20 protein-coding genes are annotated in these 24,469 nt (G+C 68.0%); 2 read left to right on the top strand and 18 right to left on the bottom strand.

Features of this window, described 5'->3' with window-relative positions; translation table 11 throughout:
* Positions 1–68 precede the first annotated feature (68 nt).
* From RUW20_RS14705 to RUW20_RS14620, 18 genes are all read right to left on the bottom strand, one after another.
* Entirely contained in the window at positions 69–2,276 is a 2,208-nt protein-coding gene (locus RUW20_RS14705; RefSeq protein ID WP_313952980.1) for an ATP-binding protein, read from the bottom strand.
* Positions 2,269–3,753, bottom strand: a complete 1,485-nt coding sequence (locus tag RUW20_RS14700) for a hypothetical protein (RefSeq protein ID WP_313952979.1) — start codon at positions 3,751–3,753, stop codon at positions 2,269–2,271. The genes RUW20_RS14705 and RUW20_RS14700 overlap by 8 nt, the downstream gene beginning before the upstream one ends.
* Entirely contained in the window at positions 3,750–5,903 is a 2,154-nt protein-coding gene (locus RUW20_RS14695) for a phage tail protein (RefSeq protein WP_313952978.1), read from the bottom strand. The genes RUW20_RS14700 and RUW20_RS14695 overlap by 4 nt, the downstream gene beginning before the upstream one ends.
* A gap of 32 nt (positions 5,904–5,935) precedes the next feature.
* Positions 5,936–8,206, bottom strand: coding sequence for a putative baseplate assembly protein (locus RUW20_RS14690; protein ID WP_313952977.1), 2,271 nt, complete (start codon positions 8,204–8,206; stop codon positions 5,936–5,938).
* A 49-nt stretch (positions 8,207–8,255) separates the two neighbouring features.
* Entirely contained in the window at positions 8,256–8,660 is a 405-nt protein-coding gene (locus RUW20_RS14685; RefSeq protein ID WP_313952976.1) for a GPW/gp25 family protein, read from the bottom strand.
* The gene (locus tag RUW20_RS14680) at positions 8,660–10,498 is read right to left on the bottom strand and encodes a hypothetical protein (protein ID WP_313952975.1); all 1,839 of its coding nucleotides are present in this window, start codon (positions 10,496–10,498) and stop codon (positions 8,660–8,662) included. Before RUW20_RS14680 ends, RUW20_RS14685 begins: the two co-directional genes overlap by 1 nt.
* On the bottom strand, positions 10,495–11,166 hold the full coding sequence (locus RUW20_RS14675; protein WP_313952974.1) for a phage baseplate assembly protein V: 672 nt from the start codon (positions 11,164–11,166) through the stop codon (positions 10,495–10,497). Before RUW20_RS14675 ends, RUW20_RS14680 begins: the two co-directional genes overlap by 4 nt.
* Positions 11,163–12,257, bottom strand: coding sequence for a phage late control D family protein (locus RUW20_RS14670; RefSeq protein WP_313952973.1), 1,095 nt, complete (start codon positions 12,255–12,257; stop codon positions 11,163–11,165). The genes RUW20_RS14675 and RUW20_RS14670 overlap by 4 nt, the downstream gene beginning before the upstream one ends.
* Positions 12,258–12,300: 43 nt before the next feature.
* Positions 12,301–12,477, bottom strand: a complete 177-nt coding sequence (locus RUW20_RS14665) for a hypothetical protein (protein WP_313952972.1) — start codon at positions 12,475–12,477, stop codon at positions 12,301–12,303.
* Between the two features lie 38 nt (positions 12,478–12,515).
* The gene (locus RUW20_RS14660; protein WP_313952971.1) at positions 12,516–13,793 is read right to left on the bottom strand and encodes a hypothetical protein; all 1,278 of its coding nucleotides are present in this window, start codon (positions 13,791–13,793) and stop codon (positions 12,516–12,518) included.
* 157 nt (positions 13,794–13,950) lie between these two features.
* A complete protein-coding gene (locus tag RUW20_RS14655) occupies positions 13,951–14,502 on the bottom strand; it encodes a phage tail protein (RefSeq protein WP_313952970.1) in 552 nt (183 codons plus the stop codon).
* A gap of 7 nt (positions 14,503–14,509) precedes the next feature.
* The gene (locus RUW20_RS14650) at positions 14,510–16,513 is read right to left on the bottom strand and encodes a phage tail sheath C-terminal domain-containing protein (protein ID WP_313952969.1); all 2,004 of its coding nucleotides are present in this window, start codon (positions 16,511–16,513) and stop codon (positions 14,510–14,512) included.
* Positions 16,514–16,625: 112 nt separating this feature from the next.
* Positions 16,626–17,075 carry a phage tail protein gene (locus tag RUW20_RS14645; protein ID WP_313952968.1) on the bottom strand — a complete coding sequence of 150 codons (450 nt, stop codon included), beginning with the start codon at positions 17,073–17,075 and terminating at the stop codon, positions 16,626–16,628.
* Between the two features lie 16 nt (positions 17,076–17,091).
* Entirely contained in the window at positions 17,092–18,963 is a 1,872-nt protein-coding gene (locus RUW20_RS14640; protein ID WP_313952967.1) for a phage tail sheath subtilisin-like domain-containing protein, read from the bottom strand.
* A gap of 78 nt (positions 18,964–19,041) precedes the next feature.
* Entirely contained in the window at positions 19,042–19,977 is a 936-nt protein-coding gene (locus RUW20_RS14635) for a hypothetical protein (RefSeq protein WP_313952966.1), read from the bottom strand.
* Complete coding sequence (locus tag RUW20_RS14630; protein ID WP_313952965.1) at positions 19,974–20,597, bottom strand: DUF4255 domain-containing protein; 624 nt, start codon at positions 20,595–20,597, stop codon at positions 19,974–19,976. The genes RUW20_RS14635 and RUW20_RS14630 overlap by 4 nt, the downstream gene beginning before the upstream one ends.
* A 438-nt stretch (positions 20,598–21,035) precedes the next feature.
* A complete protein-coding gene (locus RUW20_RS14625; protein ID WP_313952964.1) occupies positions 21,036–21,296 on the bottom strand; it encodes a helix-turn-helix domain-containing protein in 261 nt (86 codons plus the stop codon).
* A gap of 179 nt (positions 21,297–21,475) precedes the next feature.
* A complete protein-coding gene (locus RUW20_RS14620; RefSeq protein ID WP_313952963.1) occupies positions 21,476–22,471 on the bottom strand; it encodes a sigma-54 dependent transcriptional regulator in 996 nt (331 codons plus the stop codon).
* Between the two features lie 306 nt (positions 22,472–22,777).
* Between RUW20_RS14620 and RUW20_RS14615 the strand changes: the two genes are divergently transcribed.
* Both RUW20_RS14615 and RUW20_RS14610 read left to right on the top strand, forming a co-directional pair.
* Positions 22,778–23,449, top strand: a complete 672-nt coding sequence (locus RUW20_RS14615; RefSeq protein WP_313952962.1) for a PEP-CTERM sorting domain-containing protein — start codon at positions 22,778–22,780, stop codon at positions 23,447–23,449.
* Positions 23,450–23,596: 147 nt separating this feature from the next.
* Positions 23,597–24,040, top strand: coding sequence for a hypothetical protein (locus tag RUW20_RS14610; RefSeq protein ID WP_313952961.1), 444 nt, complete (start codon positions 23,597–23,599; stop codon positions 24,038–24,040).
* The last annotated feature ends 429 nt before the right edge of the window (positions 24,041–24,469 follow it).

Raw genomic sequence — 24,469 nt, 5'->3', positions numbered from 1 at the left:
CGACTCACGAATCCCCCCTCTCCCAGGCGTGGGAGAGGGGTCGGGGGTGAGGGAAACGGTCATCGCGTTCATCGTCGGGGGTGTCGCGACAAGTCATGACCGTTGGCGGGTGTCGGTACGAGGTCGTCGGCGAAGTCATCTGCCGGCCAGACGGTGTGCGGCGGAAAGCCCGGATGGGCGCGCCCGGCCTTGTCGAATTCGTTCTCGACGGCGAGCAGGAAATGGTGTTGATGGATTTCACGACCGCCCGCGGCGGCAAGAAAAGCCGCCGCCAGCGCGGCGTTCTTGATCTGCGCGCCAGACAGCGCATACCAGGCAGCCAGTTCCGGCAGGCCGACATCCTCGGCGAGCGGTGCGCCGGCCGGCAGATGCAGTCGCCACAGCGCTTCGCGCGTCGCCGCATCCGGCTCGGGAAACTCGACGATGAACTCGAAGCGGCGGGCGAAGGCGCTGTCGAGGTTGGAGCGCAGGTTGGTGGTCAGCACGGCGACGCCCTCGTAGCGCTCCAGCCGCTGCAGCAGGTAAGCGGTTTCGAGGTTGGCGTAGCGATCGTGGGCGTCCTGCGTTTCGGTGCGGCGGGCAAACAGCGCGTCGGCCTCGTCGAAGAGGAGCAAGGCGCGCGAGCGTTCGGCGATATCGAACACCGCGGCGAGGTTCTTCTCGGTCTCGCCGATCCATTTCGACACCAGGTTGGCCAGGTCGACGACCAGCATATCGACCCCCAACGCGCGGGCGACGACCTCGGCAGCCAGCGTCTTGCCGGTGCCCGGGGTGCCGAAGAAGAGCATGCGCACGCCGCGGCGCTCGCCGCGCCCCTGCGCGAAACCCCAGTCGTCGAGGACGGTGATCTGTTGCAGCACGCGCTGCACCGCGTGCTGCAGTTGCCGCCGTGCCGGCTCCGGCAGCAGCAGCGCCGACCAGCCGGCGCGCGGCAGGACGCGCTGGATGCCCGGGCGGCTGCTCCAGGTGGTGCGCGCGCGGATGCACTCACCGACCTGCTCGAGCGCCAGCGCTTGCTGCGTCAGACTCTGGTGCATCCCGAGGTCGCGCACCACGTCGCGCGCATCGTCGGGTTCGATCGGGTAGCGCGCGGCGAGTTCGCCGGCCTGCTCGCCGAGTTGTGGCAGCAGGGATTGCCACAGGCGGCGCCGGGCGACCGGTGCCAGGGGCTGTACCGACAGCCGGATCAAGGCCAGGCCGAGCAGCGGCACCTGCCGCTCGGAGTGAGCGCTGGTGATCACCGGCAGCTCCGGAAGATCGGCCAACGCCGTGCTGACGCCGCTATCCATCGCCTCGCCAGTCTGATCGCCTGGCGCTTCGTCGCGTCGCGCTTCGAGCCACAGACAGGCCTGGTGCATGAACGCGGCGGTGTAGCCATCGACCGACTGGCGATGGCTGCCGGCTTCGACGCCGCCAGCGTGGTCGACCTGCGTCCGGATGGCGACCACGGTAGCCGCGCCGAGCAGCGCCCGCACCCGCGTCACGCGCATCGCGGCGTCGCCGCCGACCAGCATCACCTGGCACGGCAGGCCACGGCGCAGTGCCGCAACCGCTTGCGTCACGGCGGGCAAGGCCAGCCAGTCATCGAGCCCGGGTACCTGCACGTAGCCGCTGAGCAACTGGCCATTGTCGAGTTGCGGCGGTCGCGCCATCAGTGCTTCCCAGACCCCCGGACCGGCACGCAAACCACGCCCTTGCCAGGGGCCGCTGCCGGGCAGGCGAACCAGCCCCATCGCCGCCAGTGGCGAGTAGTGCAGCAGATCCTCGACCGCATCACGGACGGCGAAAGGCACGCCATGGCCTTGTCCGACGCCCTCCGATTCGAGCCAGTGCAGCGCCAGCGCGCCGGTGGGCAACGGCAGGCCCTCGGGGTGCACCAGCCGGCACAGGGTGGCGAAGCCTTCGTGCGCCTCCGGCAGGCAGGCCAGCAGCAACAGGTCCTTGAGCAGCCCGGCGTGCTGGCGCGGGCGGGCGATCGCCTCCAGGCGCAGCAGCGGATGCGCCGGCAGCGGCGGCTGCACGGCCGGCGGCAGTTCGCCGGCGAAGCGTTCGGCGAAGGCCAGCGCTGGCAGCAAGGCATCGCGCGATAGCGCTTCTTCGAGTCCGGGTGCCGCGACAGATCCACCCTCGCCACCCTCACCCGTAGCGGCGAATCGCCGGGCCAGGCTGTTCGCCAGGCGCAGGCCGACGTCGGCGAGTTCGCGACGGGTATGCTCGCGGATCTCGCTGACCAGCGCCTGCCGTGCGGCCCACTGCAGAGCGGCATCGTCATTCATAGCGGATCCTGATTACGCAAGCCAGCCACGGCAGCCAGCCGGGATCGAGATCGAGGCCGAGGCGGCGGATGCTGGTGTCCACCGCATTCAGCGGCAGCAGCAGCTCGATCCAGCCGGACTCGAAACGAATCCGGCCACGCCGCCGACAGACCGCTTGCAGGCGCGGCACCGCCAGCTCGGGCGCCGCCTCGTCGAGCCACGCCGACCAGGCGGCGACCAGCGTCGCCGCGTAGTCACCGAGCACCGGCGACACTTCGCCCGGCGCTAGCTGCCCCCCGCAAAAAGCCTCTCTCGCCGGTTCATTGTCCGGTAGCCCAAGCGCGTCGGCGGTGGCGCGCAGCAGCAAGGGCAGCGCGTCAGGCGGCAATTCGGGGCGTGCGGCGAGCCAGTCGAGCGCCCCGGCGGCGGCGAAGCGGCCAAGCCAGAACAGGGAACCGCCCCACTCGGTGTCATGCCAGTCGATCGACTCCGGTGCTTGCGGCAGTGCCGGCAAGGCTTCGGGTTCGCTGATCGCGGATGCGGTTTCTGCCGTAGCAAGGCTCTCCTGGCTGCCGGGACCCGGCTCGGCAGCCGTCTGCTCGACGCTCCGGTGCAGGCCGCGCACAGCCGCCGCGTCGGCAGCGCCGATCGCGGCCGCCAGTTCGCCGCGTACCGCGAGCAGGCGCTCGCGCAAGGCGGCCGCCGGCGTCCCTGCCGCTGACCACGCAAGGGCAGCGAGCAGTACGCTCAAGGGTTCCCGGTGGCGGGCGGCGAAACGCCCGCGCGTTGCCGCCCAGTGCAGCAAGTCACGCGCTTGCGGGCACGCCGACAAGGCGTGCCTGACCGCTGTCGCGACCGCCGACGCCGGCGCCGGCACCGATGCCGTTGCACCGCCGGCAAGGTCGGCCACGGCGGCGTACGCCGCGGTGCGTGGACTGGCAGCGAACAGGCGGCTCCACGCCGTCGTCGGCAGGGCACGCAAGAGGGCGCTGAGCGCCGCGGTCTCGCTCTCGGCGGCAAGCAGGCGATGCAGCACCGGCCAGACTTGCGCTGGCTCGCCGACGAGGCTGGCGAGCCCCGCGGCGAGCGCCTGCTCGGCGCTGCCATCGGCGTGCGCGATCAGGCCCATGCGCTGCCACACCCACTGTCGGCGGCGCTCGCCAAGCGCGCTGCGATAGAGCAAATCGGCGAACGCTTCCGTGCGGCTGCGATAGCGAATGAGCTGCGTGTCATCGCCGCTGGCCAGTGCCTGCTCGATGGCCGCGCGCAACTGCCTTTGCCAGTTCTCGCCGACAGCCGTCGCGTCGGCATCCAGCGACCAGCGCATCGCCACCGGCAGCTGCGCAATGAACAGCCATTCGTCGTCGCCGACCAGCCCCGCGCCGAGCGCATCGCCGTCGGCCGCGGCGAAAGCGCCGAGCCATTCGTCGCGGCGCCGCGCCGGCAGAGGCTGCGAACTGTGGAAGCGACTATGCAGGCGATCGATGGTCAGGCTCATGTCGCCTCCTGATCGAGTTCGGGACGGCCAAGCAGATAGCCGGCACCGAGCACCGCGTCGCCCATTATTCCCTGCTCGAAGCCGGCCGACCTGCCGATCACCGACGAGATACCGACGTGTGCGCCAAGGCCGGCGCGGATGCCGCTGTCGGCGGTGCACAGGGTGAAGTCGGTATGCGCGGGCTTGTGCATTTCGATCAGCCGGCGCACGCAGTCGAGTTGCCGCTCGTCGAGCGCGGCGACGACGCTCACCGTGAAGCGATGGGCGAAATCATCGAAATTGTCGAAATCCGCAGGATCGTCCAAACCGACCGGCTGATCGGTGGCCAGCGCTTGCCGCAGCGGGTCGCCCGACACGCCGCCAATCGCGCCACCGATCCGGTAACCGACCCCGAGCACCGCCTGCGAGGCATTGACTTCCGGATTGCCGACGACACCCCCGCCACGCAGGCGGAAGTGCTCGATGATCACCACTTCGGCGCCGCTCAGGATCTCGACCATCCGCTTCAGGCTGGCCAGCGTGCCACGCGTGCGGAACAGCGTCGCCGCCTCGAGAATCATCTGCCGCTGCACCGCCGCCGACCAGCAGGGATCGAGGACCAGGCCGAGGAAGGAAGCCAGCCAGGGCAGTGCCGATGCGGGCGCGATGCGCGCATCGAGCAGGCGATGACGTTCGCTGGCCACCGCCTGCCATTCGTCGAGCAGTGCCGCTGGCGCCATCAGGTAGCGGAAGAGGAAGTCGCGCGTCGCCGGCTCCCGCCACAGGGTACGCGGCAGCTTCTGCAACAGATCGTGGCCCGGGTACTCGACGCGCGCGCTGCGCAGCCGTGGGCTCTTGCTGCGCGTGCCGGCGAACTCGAAGACCAGCCACAGATAGCGACCCGGCGAGACCATCAGCGGCGCGTCGTAAAGCGCGAAGCCGGCGGCCGGGGCGGGTAGCAGCGGCCGTTGCGAGGGGTCGCGGAAAAGCGCCTGCGACGGCCCGGCGTAGTGGTCCCAGGTGTGTTGCGAGAGCACCGGCGTCTCGCTGGCCAGGCCAACGCCGTCAACCGGGTCATCGAATTCCAGCTCGTCGCGGGTGAACGCCCGGAAGCGAAGCTCGGTGCCGGCGGGAATGCAGGCTTCGACGACCAGCCGGCCCCACTGCGTCTGGTCGCGTTCGGCATCGAGCGCAAAAGCAAACAGGGTGCCGCGCTGACGATATTGTGCCCGCGCCGGCGCCGCGTGCCGCAGACCCTGCGCGGTCCAGTAGGCGACCCGGCAATCGGGTGCCAGGGCGATGCCGCGCCCGTCGTAGTGCGGCGCCATCAGCGGTGGCAGCATGGTCGGCTGATTGGCCAGCAGTCGCAGGCGCAGGAAGTTCTCGCCGGGGCGCTGGGCAACAATCATCAGCGTCCCGAACTCGGGGTCTTCGGCTTCGCTGGCGATGTCGGTACAGAAGGGCACGGCGATCGACTTGCCGAGGTGCAACGCGTGCAGCGTCGCGTCGAACTGGCCGGCCTTGCTCAGTACCCAGGCCAGCAGCCCACCACGCGCCGCGGCCGAAATGCTCAGCCGGTTGCCGGCCACGGCCGGCCAGATTGTGCGCACCGGCTCCGTGCATGGGCCGACCTGCCAGGTGCTGCCGTCGGCGAGCAACACGAAGACCTCGGCGCCACAGGCCGCGAGATCGCGTGGCTGCTGTTCGAATTCGATCCGCCGTGCGACTTCCTGCTGCCAGGTGTCGATCAACCACACGGCCTTGCTGTCCGGGTCGGCGAGGTACAGATAGTCGGCGCTGTCGCCGGCCAGCGCCAACGGGCGCTGCGGCAGGTCGCCAGTGATACTGCCGTCGACCTCGGTGCCGGCGGCGGTGATTGTGAACGGGTGCGGGGCACTGTCATGGACACCGAGGGCACTGGTCTGACCCCACAGCACGTAGTCCACCGCCCCCGCTTCCGGCCGTGGATGAAACAGGCGGCAGCGCTGGTCGAAAGCCATCCCCGCGTAACCGCCGGCAAAGCCCGCGCCCGGCCCCCCGTCGTCGGCGACGGCGGCTGCCGGCGCGAGCATCACCAGGTCGTCGACGCGCGCCGTGTCGTGCAGCGCGCACAGCTGCCAGTGGGCGCTGCCGCGCAGCATGCGGAAGCCGGAATCGGGGATCAGGCGCATGGCCATTGCTCCGTGTTCATGGGCTCATGGGCTCAGCAGACGTCCCTGAGCACCGGCACCGGCACCGCCGGGCGGGCCAGCGGCGGGGCCAGCCCGGCACCCGGTGCTGGCAGCGCGGTGGCGTCATCGACGACGACGATGGCGGCCACTTCCGGGACTTCCCAACCCGCCAGCGGCAGGACCTCGATGGCTGCCCAGCTGACATTTCCCGCTTCGTCGGTGCTGGCGGCATCCAGGCGTAGCATTTCGATGTATTCGACGCCTTCGACCTGCATCGCCACTCCTTGCAGTTCGCGCGCCAGCAGCCGCCGGCCGAGTGGCCAGCCGTGCCCGTCCGGACCGTACGGCGGCAGCGGTGCGAGGTACTGGCGCAGCAGGATGTCCAGCCAGTCCCGCACGGCGTCGAGCCCGTAGCCATCGCGCACTTTTACCGACAGGGCCAGGGCGATGCGCCGATAGGTCGGCGGAATCACGTACAGCTCGGTGGTTACCAGCCGCCAGCGATCGAGCCAGCCGCAGACCTGGGTCAGTTCCCAGGCGTCGGGCAGCGGTGCGTTGGGGTGCTGCGCGTCGCGCGCCGGCCAGACGACGACGCTGACCGTCCCCGGCTTGCGGCTGCGGCTCGGCGCGTGAAACAGCGGCAGGCATTCGGCGCGCCCGAGCAGGACGGCCGGCGTCTGCAGCGCCAGTTCGGCAAAATCGTCGCGCGCCACCGCCCGGTGATTGCGGCGCAACTCACCCGGAATTCGGCGCAGCGCGTCGTCGAGGCTTTCGCTGTCGGCGCCGCCGTAGGCCGGCAGCGGATTACTGCACTTCAACGCCACCTGCCCCGGCCGCTTCAGCGGTGGCGGCGGCACCGGGCCAGCCAGCGTATCGCCGATCTTGTCGATCGCCCTGGCCGGCACGTTGCCGGCTGCGCCGCCACCCCAGCGATAAGCCATCACCCGGATGCGCTCACCAAGCTGCGGATAGCGGCCGGCCGAACCGTCGCCGAAGCGCACCGTCCCGGCTTCGCCGTCGATCGAGAAATGGCGGTCGCCGGCGAGCGATGCGTCGAGCGTTTCAACCCCTGTCCAAGCGGTCCACACACCGCTTTCCTCGACCTGGAGACGCACCGGATAGCGAGCGTCACGCAGCACCGGCGCCTTGGCCAACTGGTAGAGCTGACCCGGCTGGCCGTTGCCGCTGCCGAGCAGCTCTCCGCCGGCGGCAACGGTCTGCTCGCCGGCCACGGCGTTCAGGGTGAGCAGGCGGACTTCGCCAATGCGGCTGCCGTCGCCGCGCCAGACGCGCAGCCAGAACCACAGCCGGTCGGCGCGGTCGTCGTCGAGTTCGGGCGGAAAATCGCCGGTGCCGGCCAGCCCGGCGGGGGCGACCGGCAGGCCGAGCGGCGCCAGGTCGGCCGGCAGATCGAGGCGAACGATCCCCTGGCGGGTGAAGCCAGCGCTGGTGTCGCCGGCAACGCGCACCGGCGTGTAGTCGGGACTGCCGTCCTTCTTCAGTGTCGCCAGCGACGCCTGCCAGATCAACGAGGGACCGTCGCCGGCGCCGCACGGCGCCAGCTCGTCGATGCCGGGATACCAGACGGCGGGCGCGAAACCGAGCGACAGCGACAGCGGCCGCCCGGCGACGCGCTCGAGGTCGGTGAGCGGATCGTCGACCACCCCTTCCTGCTTGAGAATGCCGATCCAGACACAGGCATCGACCGTCGCCGAGAAGTCGACCGGCTCCGAAGTACCGTCGGAGGCCAGGGTCAGCACATCGTAGGGCGCCACCGTCAGGCCCTCGCCCTGCGCCAGTCGCAGGGCGTCGACGCAGCCCTTGACGGCGACACTCAGTTCACTGTCGAGGCCGTTGATGTAGCTGTTGACCCGGCTGCTGTCGGCGAGATCGTCCTCGGTAAGCAGGCTGCGGCGGGCCACGGTGACGCAGTCGAGCGGCCAGATGGTCGCGTCCTGGGTCAGGGTGAACAGCGTCTTGCCGGCCTTGACCTGGTCGCCGCCGTAGAGGACGACACCGTTGCCAACCTTGCTCTCGAAACGAATCAGCGCCTGCGCCGCGCGCGCCGGCTCCATCGGCAGGTCGAGCAGCTTGAGGAAGGCAATCTGGGTGGCTTCCGGAATCTGGTTGAAGCGAAACTGCAAGCCTTCGCCGAGATAGGCGAAGAGCTGCAACAGGGTGATCCCCGGATCGCTGTCGAGATGATCGGTCCACGCCGGGTTGTAGACCGGTATGCGGTTGCGCAGCTCGGCGAACAGGTCCTCGAAACTGCGGTCGTCCAGGATGGGGGCGATCAGTGGCATGGCAGTTCTCCGGCCGGCAAGACGGCGCTGCAGGTTGCGGCGCGATTCATCAGGCCTGCTCCAGGTAGAAGGGATAGACAAGGACGTCCTGGCGACCGTCCAGCACATGCGCGTAGTGAATCTCGATCAGTACCGTGGCGCGGTCGTCGGTCGGCGACACCTTGACGCCCATCACCTTGACGCGCGGTTCCCAGCGTGCCAGCGACTGCGCGATTTCGCGCTCGATGCCGGCACGCGTGGCCGGGTTGTTGGGCGCCATCAGGAAACGGCGCAGACCGCAGCCGAAATCGGCACGCATCACCCGCTCGCCAGGCTCGGTGTCGAGGATGGTGAACATGGCCTGGCGCACCTTCTCCGGGCCGGAAACCACCGGCAGGCGACCGTCGTCGTCGGGGAGGATCGGCTGGCCGAGTCCCTGACCGAGGCGTTCGTAGCGCTTGAGCGGGCTGTTCATCAGGCGGCTCCTGCAGGCGGCCAGACCGGCGTCACCGCTTGCTCGTAAACCAGCGGCGTGCCGACCGGCGGGGTCGGCGGCAGGCTGCCGTCACTGCCCGGCGTACGCGCGGCGTTGTCCTGCAGCGTCTGGTCGATCGGGCCGAGGCTGTTGTTGCTCAGGTCATCGATGGCCGGGTTTTCGTCGAGGCCGATGTCGCTCTTGATGCGCGTCTTCATCGAGTCGCCGCCGCTGGTCAGCGCGGCGTGCAGGGCGGCCGGGGTGACCAGCGTGTCCAGCCCGTCGACCTTGACACTGAACTCGGCGTCCAGATCGATCTTCGGCGGGGTGACCGCCAGCGCCGCATCGAGACCGGCCGCGACCTGGATCTGCGGCGGGATGCAGAAGCGGAAGACGAGCAGGAACCACAGGTTGAAAATGAAGACCACGATCGGCAGGAACAGGTTGAGCACGAACAGGGCGATGATCGTGATCAGCGGGATCGAGAAGCTGCAGATCGCCTCGCCGCCCATCTCGCCGCCATCGGCGGCCTTGCCCTTGACCTTCGGCGACAGGTGTTGCGGTTGCACGAAGCGGATCGGCGACAGCTTGCCGCGCGGCCGCGTCGCCGCCTGTGCGGCGAGTTCGCGCAGATCAGGCATCTTGATCGTCACCGGGCGATTCGCCGCGCCGAGCACGTCGAACGGTGCGGCGACGCGGAAGGCCTCGCTGGGCAGGCTCCAGACCACCGGTCCGTGACAATCCGGCGTCTTGCCGACCTGCGGCGGGCAGGGATGATGCTGGCGAACGAAGCAGCGGATCTCGTAGGTGGTCAACTCGTCGAAGCGCGCCGCGCCGCTGCCGTCGTGCTCGAGGCCACCGGTGGGCACCGTGCCGTAGTAGAGCGTGCGGCCGGCGGCGTCATGCTGGGTTTCACGCGGGTCGGGAACAAGCGCGAACAGCGGATAGTGGCGCTCGCCGGCGCTGGGGTCGGCGTGCAGCTTTTCGGCGCTGTCGAGATGACGCCACTCGCCGTAGGTGCGGCTGCTCTTGCCGTCCTGGACAGTCGGGAACCAGCCGTCGATTTCGACGTCGATGCCCTTCTCGTCGTACCACTTCTGCAGCTTCTGCCGCTCCTTTTCGAGCTTCTCGCGCTTGTCGGCGAGCAGCGCCGCCCAGTTCGACTGTTTCTCCTGCTCGGCGAGCAATGCCTGCTGCCTGAGGGCATTGGCGCGCAGGCCGCTGCTCGCTTGCTGGTCGGTAGCGGCGGCGTCGAGCGTCAATAGCTCATGCAGATCGGCGGCCAGCGCCTGCACTGGCTTGGCCTGTTCGGTAACCATCGCCGCGCTCACCCCTGGCGGCAGTTTGCTGCGCCGGCGGCGAACGACGAAGCCGGTTTGACAGACCTGCTGGCGGGCGACGCGCGGAAAGCCCGGCTCGTCGCAGTGCAGTTCGCAGGTGACCAGATAATGACGGTCGTGCGCCGGCTGGTAGAGCTTGCGCAGGTCGGTCGGCGCCAGGCGGGCGCGGTACACCGGATCCTTGATCACGTTGCCGTCGGCATCCAAGCGCTTGGCCGGCTTGCCGGCGGCCGTCAGTGGCAGCATGCACAGCACCTTCTCGGCGAACGATCCCGCCTGCGCCAGTTGGTAGCCATTGACCACGTCGATCGTTTCGTCGTACTTCAGCGAGTGCTGCGGCCGCGCCAGGAAATCCTTGATGAAATCGTCGCCGGCGAATTTCTGGATCGCCGGCCGGCTGACGCGGCCATCCGCCGGCAGGCCCGGACGGGGCCAGCGGTACCACGGACCGGCCAGGCGCCAGTTCGGCGCGGCATGCGTGGCTTGTCTGGTGATCACCATACGTTCCCCGCTCCGGGTGTGTAGCTGGGTGAGACGACACCGGTGGAGGCGATCAGCGTCGTGCACTGGACGATGCCGTCGCAAGTGACCATCGGCGCGTGCACATTGACCGCCGAGGCATTGACCTCGACCGTCGCGTTGGCGGTGATCGTCACCTGGCCGGCGATGTTCATGTTGATCTTGCAGCCGTTGCTGTGTTCGACAGTGAGTTCCTGCGCGCTGTCGTCGAGAACGATGCGGTGGCCGCTGGCCATCGACACGGTGACCTTGGCCGCGCCCTCGCGGTCGTCGAACTGCAGCATGCTGCCCGAACGCGTCTTCCAGGTGCGCAGGTTGTTGGCCGCATCGGCAGCCTCCGGCAAGCCGCGGCTGCCATTCCAGCAGGCGCCGACGATGTACGGCCGGGTCGGGTCGCCGGCTTCGAAGGCCAGCACCACCTGCGAATCCACTTCGGGCAGGATCTCCAGCCCCTGGTCGCGGTCGGCATAGGGCGTGAGCAGCGTCGCCCAGGCGAAAACAGCTTCGCCGGCGGTGCCGAAAGCGGGCATCTTGACCTTGATCCGCCCCTTGCCGTCGGGATCGACCAGGTCGCTGACCACCGCCGGGTAGAGACCGAACCAGCGCGGGCCTTCGCCGTCGCGCGGGAAGCGCGGGTCGCCGTTCATGTCGCCCTCCCCAGCCAGGCGCGTTCGGCGTCGAAATGCGTGCGGTAGCCGCTGCTCTGATCATATTGGTGGCGGACCCGGGTAACGTAGTAGCCGTCGCCCTCGAATAGCGGACTGACCCGCTCCAGGCGCAGCAGGCTGCCGACGCGAATCGCCGTGCTGCCATCGGCGACGCCGCTGGCGCTGACGAAACGGCGGGCGCGACCGAGCAGCGCCGCCCGCGCCATGGCCGTCGCTTCGGCGTCGGCGAGCGGCACTTCGCGCACCCGATAGCTGACCCGTTCGCCGAACGCGCGCTCGAGCACCTGCAGACCATGCCTGTTGCCCTGCGCCTCGCCGGCAACCTGACTGTCGCCGGCCTCTTCGTCGATGGCGTCCTGGTCGTTGTCGTCGAAACCGCCGACCACCACCTTGCTGCGCTGCGCGGCAAGGTCGGCGCGCAGCCGGACCTGCAGCAGATTGCTGCCCTGGATCAGGGTCACCGCATTGCCGCGACGCTGGTCACGCGTCGCCATGTGCAGGGTGTCGTCCTCGACCCACACTTCGGCGGCCAGCCGCCGCGCGCGCTCGCGCAGGAAGGCGAGATCGCTGAGGTTCCATTGCTGCACCAACGGCCAGGTCGGCCCGTCGACGTCGGCAGCCGCGCGCAGGCCGTGCTCGCCGGCAATCTGCTGCAGCAGATCGGCCTCACTGACGTTCTCGTAGGTCTTGAAGCGCCGCGTCATGCGCAGGTCCATCAGGCGGTCCTCGGCCAGGCAGACGACCTCGGGCGCCCGGCCCTGGTCCATCGACAGTTCGAGCGCACTGAGCTTGCCGGCGAACAGCTCTTCTCTGGCATCGCTCGGTCCCAGCGCCACGCGCAACTCCTTGCCGAAATCGAGCACTTCGCCGTCGAGCCAGTTGAGTTGCTCGTTCCGCTCTCCTTCGCGTGGCCCGACGGCGACGAAGGTCGCCAGCAGGCGGCGCATGCCACTGCAATCCTCGTCGATCTGCAGCAGCGAAACATCGCGCGCCAGCGCAGCGTTGGCCCGCCCGTCGACCTGGATCTCGGGGATCGTCGAGGCCTGCAGCGGCGTAGGGATCAAGGGCATGGTTTCAGGCTCGCGCTTTATCGCTCATTGGTTGTCGGCATGCTCAGTCGTCGAAACCCCAGGCCTGCGTGCGCGCGGCCAGTTGCGCGTCGCGGCGGGCGAGTTCCTGCCAGCGCGACAAGGCCTCGGCACTGGCCTCGCTGCGCGCCGGTTCACCGGCGCCCTGGCCGCCGCCATCGACCTCGACCTCGGCGTCCACTTCCCTGATTTCAATCGGCATGTTCTCTCCTCGCTATTGGTTCGCGGCGTACAGCGGGTTCACGGCGTACGGCGCGAGCGCCTGCCTCGGCAACCGCAATCGCCGGCTGCCGCCGTGCTGCGCGGCACAGCCGCGGTGCTCACGGTCGACGCCCCGCCAGCAGCGGGCTTGCCGGCGCTGCTCCAGCCCGGCAAGGTCGGATCGTGGCGCGCCGCTGGCCTGGCGCTGCCAAACTTCGGGCGCAGCGGCACGCCAGCGCCCCAGGGACGGTCGGCGCTGTCGGCAACGTCTGCGCTAGCCACACCGAAAGCACTCAGGCTGCTGCTCGCGCCCTGCCGATGTGCGTCGCTCTTGACCTCGGCAATGGCCCCACCGAGGCCGCCCTTGCTGGCCAGTGCCTGCCCCTGGCGCACCGGGTCGATGCCGCTACCGGCGCTGCCACGCGGCACGCCGCCCTGGCTGCTGTCGCCGGCACCGGCACCGCTGCCACCGCCCGCTGCCGCACCCGCAGCGACCAAGGGCAGGCTGGCAGCCGCTCGCGCCGGGTCGCTGCCCTGTGCGCCGGCACCGCTGGCGACACCGCGGCCAGCACCAGCGGGCAAGGGCACTTCCTGCCCCAGGCTCAGTTGCAGGGGATTGCCGAGGCCGTCGGCCAGCGCCCGCCAGGCCGCCGGAGCGAAACCGTTGCGCACCGCCAGTTGCGCCAGACTCTCGCCGGGCATGGCCTGCGCAATACGCTCCGGCGACTGGCTGTTGCCCTGCGTTCCGGGGGCACCGGCCGGCAGCCCGCTGCCAGCGCCCGGACGCGCCTGCGTGCCACCCGCACCCGCACCGGCCGCCGGGCTGGCCGGCGCCGGCGCCGGGGTGTAGGTCCAGCGCGGGTCCTGCCCCTTGATGCTCACCGACACCTTGGCGCGCAAGGGCACGCCATTGGCGTCGAACAGGTCGAGATCGATGTTGGCACTCTCCATCGTCCCCTGCACCAGGAAGCTGCCCCATTCGAAGAGCACCCGCGGCGGCGCTTCCTGGCCGGCACGCGGTCCACGCGGACGGACGAAGCGTTCGACCGTGGCCGTCTTGTCGAGCACGCTGACGCCAGCTGCCGTCGTTCCTTCATCGGCGGTATCGAAGACCAGGTCGAAGCTGACCTGCATCTCGCCGGTGCCGGGACGCTGGCGGGCCTGCGCGCCAGCCTGCGCGCCGCCGGCGGTACGGTTCGAGATCTGCACGCGCAGCGTCGTTGGATTGAACTGCACCGCGACCGAGCTGTTCGGCGTTTCGCTTGGCCGGTCGCCCGAGCCGATCTCGGCCAGGCGGGCCTTGACCAGGGCGCTCACTGAACCACCCTCCGGTGACTGCGCGACCACCTCCCCAAGGGAGGAAGAGCGCCGCCTTCGGGCGGCCGGGCGGCGGTCATGGCGACCCTCTGGTCGCTAGGCGACCACCTCCCCGAGGGAGGAAGAGCGCCGCCTTCGGGCGGCCGGGCGGCGGCGCTCATGCGGCAACCTCGGCCGGCAACAGGCGCAGGCCTTCGTGGGCGATCGACAATTCCTCGATGGCGATCTCGCCGGTCCTGGCGTTCAGTTCGGGGCCGCGAATCTTGGCCGGCAGGCCGCGATCGAACATCCAGGTGGCGCGCACCGCCTGGTCGGCGCTCATCACGTAGACGATGCCGTCATGGCGCGGCACCGGGCGTTCGCCGTTGATGATCCGCTGCAGCCAGTGCCACAGATCGGTGTTGGCCTGGCCATCGCCGTCGCGCTGGTAGAACATGCCGCGCTTGAGCAGCAGCGGCTGATACTTGGCACGGCCGACGCGACGGATGGTGCCGTTGTTGCGACCACCCTCCTGGTACTCCTGGATGTCCATCTCGATTTCCAGTCCGGTGCACTCCTGGAAAGCGCCGGTGCCGAGCAGCGTCGTCCCCTGCGAGGCGCTGTAACCATCGCCGGCACCGGGCAGCCGCTGGCTGCCGGCGATGATGTCGGGCGAGCGCAGCAGCTTCACTTCGAAGCGGAAGGCGGGCAGGATCAGCGGCTCGGCCATGGTCTTCTCATTCCTCGAGGTTGAGCGTGCCGTCGCCGTCGCGACGCAGGCGGACGAGAATGAACTCCAGCGGTTCGGCCGGGGCAACGCCGATGTCCACCAGCAGCTCACCGCGATCGAGACGCGGGGTGTCGGTATGCAGGCGGACGAAGAAGGACTCGGCCTCGCTGCGTCCGACGAAGGCGCCGGCACGGTAGAGACCGCGCAACAGGCTCTCGATGGCGTGTTGCAGATCGCGCCAGAGCGCCGGGCCATTCGGTTCGAACACCGCCCACTGCATCTCCACCAGCAGCGTTCGCCGCAACATCAGGATCAAGCGCCGCACCGACAGTTGCCGCCAGTCACGCTCGCGCGACAGGGTACGCGCGGCGACCAGCGCGATGCCATCGGGAACGCGCACGAAGCAGTTGATGGACTGCGGATGCAGGGCGTCGGCGCGACCTTCGGGCTGCGCTTCGGCGAGGTGGATGATCTGGCGCGCGATCTCGTTGGCCGGACCGAACTGGATGCCGCGCTCGAACTCCCGGCGGGCGATGATGCCGGCAGCGACCGCCGACGGCGGCAACTGGTCGCGCCGTGCCTGCGCCGGGTCGGCACCTTCGGTGTTGCGTCGGGCCGGCACCAGCCAGGGGTGGTAGGCAGCCGCCCAGCCACTGTCGAACTGCGCCCGCCACTGTTCGATGCGCGCCTGCGACAGACCAGGCGGCACGTCGAACAAGGCGATCAGCGCCTGGGTGCTCTCGCAGAATTCGAGCACCCGCTGCTGCAGGGCGATGATCGCGCTCAAACCGCCCTGCGTGCGCGGATCGAGGATCAGTCCGGCAAGCGCGCTCGGAGCGACCTGGCTGGCCTGGCTGGCAGTCGTCAGCTCGAGGCAGGCGGCGAATTCGGCACCGGCGCTGCTCTCCGACAACTCGACGATGGTTTGCGGGCCAGCCCACTGCGCCGGCACGTAAAGATCGGGCAGCAGCAATTGCGTGGCGCTGTCGCAGTCGGTCAGCACGGTGATCCCCTCGCCGCCGCTTTCGTCGGCCGGCGACCAGTGGCTATCGAAAAAGTCGTCGTGGGAAATCGCCTGCCAGTCGTCGCGACCACCGATAAAAGCACCGCTGACACCGCGCAGGAATTCGACGCGCAGGTCGGCCGGAGTGATCCGCGTCGCCGCCCAGTCGGGATGCGGCCAGAGCAGCGTCGAGCGATCGCAGAGCACGCTCGCGAGGCTCTGCGGATGATCCGGCGACAGCGCCAGATTGTCGAAGCGCTCGCGCCGGCCGGCGCCGTCGTCGATCGCCACGCTGGCGGCGACCAGCTCGACACGCACCGGCGGCAGCGCTGGCACCACATCGAGCGTCAGCAGCCAGCGTTCTCTCGCCCGCTCGCTGTCGCGCACGCGCTGCATGCCCTCGCAGAAGGCCAGTGTCGCGCCGCCGGCAATGTCGGTCAGGCGCAGACAACTGCCGACCGCCAGCGGACTGCGCGGGTCGAGCAGCACACCGTCAGACGCATCGAGGGTGAAGCCCAGCGCGGTTGCCGTGAAGCTGACGGAGAGCTTGAGCCGGTTGCCCCACTCGCCTTCGTTGCGGGCGATGAAGGCGAGGTCGCTGGCAAAGGCGCCACGCAGCGTGCCGCTGGCGCAGCCGTTGTCAAATGGTGCCTTGCGGGAATAGACGATGCGTACGATCCAGGCCAGCCGCCCGCCCTGCTCGAAGTAGCTGGCGACCGCGTGCGCTAACAGACCGGGACCCTCGAAGCCGCCGAAGTGATACTGGTACTCGTCGAAACTGCGCACCGCCACCGGCGCACTGCGGCGCAGCGGCCGCGCCGCGTCGCTGACCATGCGATAGCCCGCCGGCCAGTTCTGGTCGACCAGCGGCACCCGCGCCGGGCCGCGCGGCGCGACGCCGACGAAAGCGCAGACGTCCATGCGCTGCGGGTGCAGCACCGGCACGCGTACGTCGGGCAAGGCAAAGACGCCGGGAGCGCCGAGCGGGGAGCGGACTGAGGTCAGCATGGCTTATCGATCGCAGCTGGTGGGTGGGCACGCGTTGGCAAGCACGGCCGACGACGGCACGGCCCGGGGCTGCAGGGCCGCTTCGCCACCGGCGCGCAACGCGCCGCTGTCCCTAGGCGTACTCGAGGCCTTCGTGGACCAGATGCAGTTCCTCCATGGCCACTTCCCCGCCGCCCTTGGCGGCCAGCGTCGGACCGACCCATTTCTTCGGTTGCGCGTTGTTCAGCTTGAAGGCGGCGACCGGATTGCGCGCTTCGTCGAGAACGGTGATGGTCACCGTACGGCGACCGTCGCCGCCTTCCCGAACGTCCTTCACCCACTGGAAGAGGTCGGTCGAGCCGATCAGCCCGCGCTTCAGCGTGACATCCTCCTGCTTGAAGGTGTTGGCCACCTTGCGCACGGTATTGACCACATCGTTGCCGTTGCGGTACTCGGCGTAGTTGATCTCGGTACCCAGACCGGAGGCATCGGAAAAACCGGCAATTACGCTGGTCTCGCTGCCATTGCCGAGCGAGACCAGGAAATTGAAGGCGCCGTAGGGATTGTTGCGTTGGGTTGCCATCTTGGTTTCTCCTCAATCAGCTCTTGCTGTCGGCGGTCCATTGACCGACGCGGAAGATCACGTACTCGGCCGGCCGGCTCGGCGCCATCCCGACCAGGCAGATCATGCGGCCATTGTCGAGATCGTTCTGGGTCATCGTGGTGCGGTCGCAGCGAACGAAATAGGCCTCTTCGGGCTTGGCGCCGATCAGCGCACCGTCACGCCACAGCACGTAGAGGAAGTCTTCGACCATGCTCCGGATGTTGGTCCACAGGCGCTCGTTGTTGGGTTCGAAAACCGCCCACTGGGTGGCCTTTTCGAGCGAGTGCTCGACGTAGATGAACAGCCGGCGGACGTTGACGTACTTCCATTCCGGATCCGAACTGATCGTGCGCGCACCCCAGACGCGGTTGCCGCGGCCATCGAAGAAGCGCAGGCAGTTGACGCCCTCGGGGTTGAGCACGTCCTGGCGCGCCTTGTTGATGTTGATCTCGAACCGGGTCAGGCCACGCACCACCTCGTTGGCCGGCGCCTTGTGCACACCACGCTCGATGTCGTTGCGCGCATAGATGCCACAAACGAAACCGGACGGTGGCAGCGTCAGCTTGCGCGGCGGCACGCCCGGCACGCTCGGGAACAGCGGGTCGAGAATCTCGATCCAGGGGTGGTAGAGCGCGGCGTACTTGCTGTCGAACCTGCCGCGGAACTCGCGAATCTCGGAGATCGAGCTGTTGGCCGCGGCGTCGAGGACAGCGATGCGGTAGCGATACTTTTCGGCATGGGAGATGAGGTGGTCGGCGGCCATCTGGATCGAGTCGTCGTCGAGCATGGCGCCGCCGTCGGGCAGCGCGACGATGGCGATATCCTCGAGTTCACCGAGCGCTTCGAGACCGGTGGCGCGCTCGCTGACGACGTCCGGATTGGCCTCCTTACCGCGCAGATCGTCGGCGCTCGGCAGGGTGCCGTCACCGCCGCCGCTGAGCCGCTTGTCGGCGGCCTGCAGACCGACCATCAGGGCCGCCGGGGCGAAGGCGTTGGCGCCCGGAACCCAGTCGATAGTGACCATCGCGTTCTCGTCTTCGGGGTCATCGAGTTCGAGCACCTTGCCGATGTCGCGACGCTGATCGCGATGCGCACCGAGCTGGTCGTAGCTGTCGATGCGGCCCTCGGGGCCGTAGACCGTGACGCGCAGTTCGACCAGCGAGATCTGCGAGCCGGCGGCAACCGGCACCGCCAGTCCTGTGCTGTCGATGAAACTCTGGCGGCCGCTGCTATCGACGCTGAGCACCCGCAGGTCGCCGGCCACCAGTGCCGCGTTGCCGGTCGGCGCGACCGCCGGCAAGGGCGCCGTGACTTCGACCACGGCGCCGGCGCGAACGCTTTTCACCTGCACGCCCCAGGTGTGTTTGGCGAGGATGTCACCAACCACCAGCGAGTGCTCGAAGGCCAGGTTCTTGCTGCGCACGACCTGCGTGTCAACCAGGACGTTGCCGTCCTCGCCCGGCCAGCGCGCCCGCCAGGCGGCGGCACCCAGGGTCGTCGGGACGGTCAGCTTGGCGATGTAGTCGGCGGCCGTCTGGCCCGCCGCCGGGGCAAAAACGCGCGACACGTACAGCCGTCGGCCGCCATTGTTGAAAAAGGCACGCGCAGCGTGCGCCAGGTAGGCGGTACGCTCACCGGTCGCCAGATCCAGTGGCGCCAGGCTGCCGTAGACGCGCTCGAATTCGGTAAAGGAAGTAATCAACCGCGGCTTGGTAATCGCTGGCCCCGTCGGCCCCGCCGTGTACTGCACCGGCCCGAAGCGGGTCACGCCGGCAAAACCGGTGGTGCTGGTCGGCACGCCTTCGATCGACTTGGAGCGGAAGCTGACCTCCTCGACATAAACGCCAGGTGCTAGATACTCGGGCATGGTGTTCCCCTCTGTTCGACAGTGGTCATAAAACAAAAAAGGTGCTGCGGTACGCACCGCAGGCCCCATTCCGGCCGACTAGGCAAAGAGCAGGTCGGCATCGCTTACTGCGGACACCACGCCGGGTTGCAGCGTGAGGTCGATGAAACCGGCTTGCATCAGGTAGCCGGCCGGAATCGCCGTCCCCCTGAGCACGTCATTGAGCGGGTCGCCAGCGGCGACTTCGAGCGCCAGGCTGGCCAGCGGATCGCCAGCATCGAGAGGCGCTGCTGGCGGCAGGAAAACCCATAGCCGCAGGGCGATGGTCGCCGGCAGAACGACGCCACCGGGGACGGCCTGCGCCCCGAGCAGCACCAGAAACTCACCGCGATCATCGCCATGCGCCCAGGCCAGCTGCGTTTCGCCGGCGAAGTTCACCGGTGCGGCGCCCGGCCGGGTGAGCACCACGCGCGCCCAGGGCACCGGCACGGCGCTGGACAACGCGGCGCCACGGCGGATGCAGCCGCGAATGGCCGAGGCGTTGGCGGCCAGCGGATAGGTGGCACCGGGCCATAGCCAGGCGGTACGGATATTGGCCACCGAGGACGGCGGTACGCCATCGCTTTGCACCGGGGTCAGCGACAGGCGGCGCGGTACATACTGGCGCGGATCGTTGTCGCTGCGGTAGTGGAGATGACGTGGATCGCGGCGGGCGAAAGCGCGCACGACGAAGTTGGTCTGATCGTCGGCGACGTCGGCCGGAGGCGCGGCGACCTTGTCGGCAGCAGCCAGCCGCAGCACTTTCGCCAGACGCCCGGCATGGCGTAGCGCCTGGCGCGCTTGCGGGTGGCGCTCGAAGCGCTGCAGACCGGCGCGGCTGCCGACCGCTTCGAGATCGTTGACCCAATCGCCGGGCACCGGCATGCCGGTCAGCGCGTCCAGCCACTGGATGCCCAGCACCAGCCGATGGCTGACGCGGCTGACCTCGACCGTATCGTCGATGCCCAGCGAGGGGACACTCGCCAGCGCACTCATGTGCTCACTCGCAGGCGGATATCGGCGTCGGTCACCGGCGGCGTGACCAGCGCTTCGGCGGTATCGATGCGCACCACGCGCGCCAGATAAGGAACCGACAGGCGGTAGTCGCTGGGCAGCGAGTCGAAAGTGCGCATCAGAGCTTCGGTCGAGATTTCCTCGAGCAGCAGCTGCACGGCGTCGGTCGGCGCCGCCTGTGGTTCACCGGCGTATTCCGCCGTTGCCGGCAGGGCCGGCGAATAAAGCAGCGGCCCGGAGAGGACCGGCGCGCGCTCGAGCACCTGCATCGTTCGCCCAAGGATCATGTGCTGATGCTCGGCATTCTCCGCCCACGGCGTCAGCAGGTAATGCAGGTCGAGCGCCAGATGGCCGCGGCCATCGGCATTGCCGACCGCCGACCAGGCCGCACGCATGGTGTTGTTGAAGTCTACCCGGTAGAGCAGGATCGACAGGGCGTTCTCACCGATCGCCTTCTTCGACAGCGCGTCGCTGAGTTCTTCGGTACGAATCAGCACCGCCTTGGTCTTCTTGCCCGGCACCGGCTCGCGTTCGAGAAAGGCGCGCGCGAGCACGCGCTCGATACTTTTCCCGACAGCGGCAATGCCCGTAAAACCTGCCATGCGCTTGCAGTCTCCTCGATGATCAGCCGCCTTGCGGCACGGCCTGTTGCGCTGATCGGCGTCGCCTGCTGGCTTCCCGCATTCCGGCGAACGGCCAGTCGACGCGTCTCCAAGGGCTTGCAGCAAGCCCCGTGCCAGTTCGTGGCGCCGATTTAACTCCATGTATCGGTGCGCTTTTCGGCGAAGCGACACGGCTTACTGCAGCTGGCCGGGTCGAATTCGACCCACTCCCGCAGCGGCAGCGCGGCCCCGATCGTCACCGGCAGGCCGTCGACGCGCTACGCAATCCGCCATGAAAACAGCGGCACAGAGGAGTCTTCGGGATTGGCGCCGGCAGCGCGGCGGGGCCGGGTCTGCTGCGACCCGGGCGGGTCAAATTCGCCCCAGTCGGCGCTAGGGATAGCGCCGCCGGTCGGCACTTACGGCCTGTCCAGGGCGCTACTGCGGCGCGGAAAAGTCGTCGAGATCATCGTTCGCACGCGAAAAGAGAACGTGCCGGTCGGCGTTCTCGCGCCGGCGCACCAGTCCCTGCGCCTCCATGCGGGTCAGGGCCGCTTCGACGCGTTGACTATCGACCCGCCACTGCGGCGGCAGCCACCATTCGCAGATGCCGTCTACGGTGTCGGCGGCGTCCGGATGGCGATGCAGGTAGCGCAGGATGGCGTCGACCACCTCGGTGAGGCGAGGCTGCGGGTGCATGGGCTCACTTCCGTGAAGCAACACCGATCTGCAAGCAATCTTCGTGCTATGCACCTTGGTGTCAGGGCGATTGGCGAACGCCAGGGGGCAACGCCGATCAGCCGGCGCTCAGGGATGCGCTCGCCTGCCGCACGGGACAGCCGCGAGGCTACCCGCATCAGCAGCTCAAACGGAAGGATTCAGCTGTGCCGGAAGTGGTCCGGCTCGATGCCGTGTTTCTTGAGCAGTTTGCCCAGCGCGCGCCGCTCCTTGCCGGCCAGGCGAGCGGCGCTGGAAACGTTGCCGGCGCATTCGGACATCAGGCGCAGCAGCTGGCTGCGTTCGAAAGACTGTAGCACCTGCTGCTTGGCCTCGTTGAAATTGAGCGTCGTCGGCGCGGCGATGCGGCGATCGGGCTGGCAGCGGCGGTCGCTGTCGGGCACCATCTCGCGGACCACGATCTGCGGCCCGTCGCAGAGCAGGAATTCGCGCTGGATGCGATTCTGCAGCTCGCGAACGTTACCCGGCCAGGAATAGGCGAGCAGCCAGTGCACGGTATCGGGATGCAGGTCCTTCACCGTCAGATGGTACTGGCTGGCGGCTTCGGCAACCACCTGGCGGGCCAGCAGGACCGCGTCGTACTCGCGCTCGCGCAGCGGCGGCACTTGCAGTTCCATGGCCGTCAGGCGGTAGTAAAGGTCGGCGCGAAACTCCTGCCGATCGACGCTTCCCGCCAGATCGCTGTTGCACGCCGCGACGATGCGCACATCGGCTTTCTCGGTGCGGCTGCTGCCCAGGCGGCGATACTGGCCATCCTGCAGAAAGCGCAGCAGACTGACCTGCGCCTTGGCGGTCAGGGTGTCAACTTCGTCAAGAAACAGGGTGCCGCCCTCGGCCTGGGCGATCAAGCCGAGCTGGCTCTCTCGCGCATCGGTGTAGGCGCCCCGGGCGTGGCCGAAGAGCTCGTTTTCGACCAGGTGATCGGGCAGCGCGCCGCAGTTCACCGGGATGAAAGGCCGATCGCGCCGTTGCCCCTGATAGTGGATGGCTCGCGCGGCCATCTCCTTGCCGGTGCCGGTTTCACCGCTGACCAGCACGGTCGTGTCGTAGCGGGCAATGCGGCCGAGAATGGCCAGCATCTCCCGGAACGTTGCCGAGTTGCCGACGAAACCCGGTAGTGCAGGCACTTCGTTCATCGTCTGTCCTCCCCCATCAGCCCAGCGCAAGCGCCGGATTTATTGAAGTTCAGCGCGCAACTTAGCAAACGCCAGCGGCGCCCGTCCAATCAACTGTGTGAATGTGGCCGGCTCGCCAGCCAGGGCATGCCGCGCCTGTCGGCACGAAATCCCCGACTGGCGGCAGCGCGGATGCGCTCGGCAGCCAGCTTGGCACCCGCTGTGAACGCGACATCCGTTGACTGTCGATAATTTTTACACTGACCAAGGCTACAGCAGCAGCAAACCCGGTAAGTTGTTGATTATAGGGACATCAGCTTTTGTGGCATGGATCATGCTTATTCCCAAGCAGCAACTCATAATCCCATGGTAAAGGACTTCAACATGAAAAAATCTCTTGCAACAACGCTCTACGGAGCAGTGGCGGCCGCCTTGATCGGCTTTTCGACCACTGCAGCGGCCGACTTCAGCGGCGCCTACGACCCGACGAACTGGACGCTCACCAATACCAGCGGGGGCAACGGGACCGTCGACACCGCGGGCGCGCCCGGCTCCATCAAGATAACCGGCTCTGACGGTGTTGCAAATCAGCCGCTAACCCTGACGAGCTTCACCATCGCTGCCCCAAGTGCAGGGACGGTCTATTTTGACTGGCTTTACGTTTCGAGAGACAACGGGGATCCTGGCTTGGGAATCCCGGGGGGGCCGGAATGGGACCCCGCTGGCTATGTGGTGCTCAACGGCACAACGATCCAGCTAACCGCCGACGCCGGCGGCAACAACCAGAATGGCGCCTGGTCCTTCGCTGTTGGCGCAGCTGAAGTCTTCGGGTTCTATGTCCAGAGCAAGGAGAACCAGTTTGGCTCAGCGGATCTGACGATTTCAAACTTCAGAGTGGACACCGGCACGACGCCTGGCGTGCCTGAGCCGGGATCAGTCGCTTTGCTGGCCTTGGGCCTGCTGGGCATGGCCACCTCGCGCAAGCGCCGGCAGAGCTGATTGCGTCTGGAAACTACCCGCAGCAGCGTCGCACAGGCACGAAGAGGCTGCTGAAAGCGAAGTAAAATGCCGGCCAGGCCTTGTCTGGTCGGCACTTTTCATTCCGAACGTCGTAAAGTCTTGTTTCATTTCCAGAGGAGAATCACCATGAAAGCCTTGATCGTTGCCGGCGCCCTCAGTTTGGCGGCAGCCGGTGTCTCAGGGGAAGCAGCAGCCGCATGCGCTCTTCCTTCGGTCCGCGTGAATACCATTTCCGGCCCAGGCAGCCTCAACGAATTGTTGTCCGGCAAGACGGTGTGCGTTCCCGCTGTTACGACGGATCCCATGACATGGCAAGAAGAGCATCGGGCCGGAGGTGAACTCTGGGACTACAAGAGAGGGACAAACCCAATGGATCCCTCGGAGAAAGTTGGCACTTGGGCGGTTACGGGTGCGAACAACCGAGCTGTCTTCGTCACGCACACATATTTGGGTGGTGGTGGAACCTATTCCTATTCGGTCTGGGCCAATACGGATGGCACGCACAGTTTTTGTGGCACCGGACCCGAGATCGTGGCCAAAATCAAGCCTAGCATCGGTAGCGGCTGTTGAGCACTCTCACCGTCAAGATAGAACCACTGGCAATTGGAGCACGAAGTCGGCGCAGGAACACGGCCTTGCGTTGAACGCAAGAGAACTGCCCCGCGTGAGCGGGGCAGTTCTTATTGGGCTCTCGATATACGCACAACGTCAATCCGCCCTGACGCTCGCTTTCCTGGAGCGGCGCATAGGGCAAGTCTCTCGCAGGAAGAATGAGGTTTAGCGCTGACTGGCGTTAGTACGTTGGATAGAGACCTGCACCTGACGCTTGAACCCCGTGGCGACTGCGCCACGCAGGGAGTCCCCATGTCCCACATCGAGTCAACGAGTCAACCACCAGGCGGCCCTGACCTCCGTTTGACCCATCGCCTCCTCGCCTGGCTGGCGTACATCGCCTTCATCGTCTATGGCAGCCTGGTGCCGCTGGATTTCCATCCGCTG

This window comes from Accumulibacter sp. (assembly GCF_032229525.1).
Classification (GTDB): domain Bacteria; phylum Pseudomonadota; class Gammaproteobacteria; order Burkholderiales; family Rhodocyclaceae; genus Accumulibacter.
This window is presented reverse-complemented; position numbering and strand designations above follow the sequence as displayed.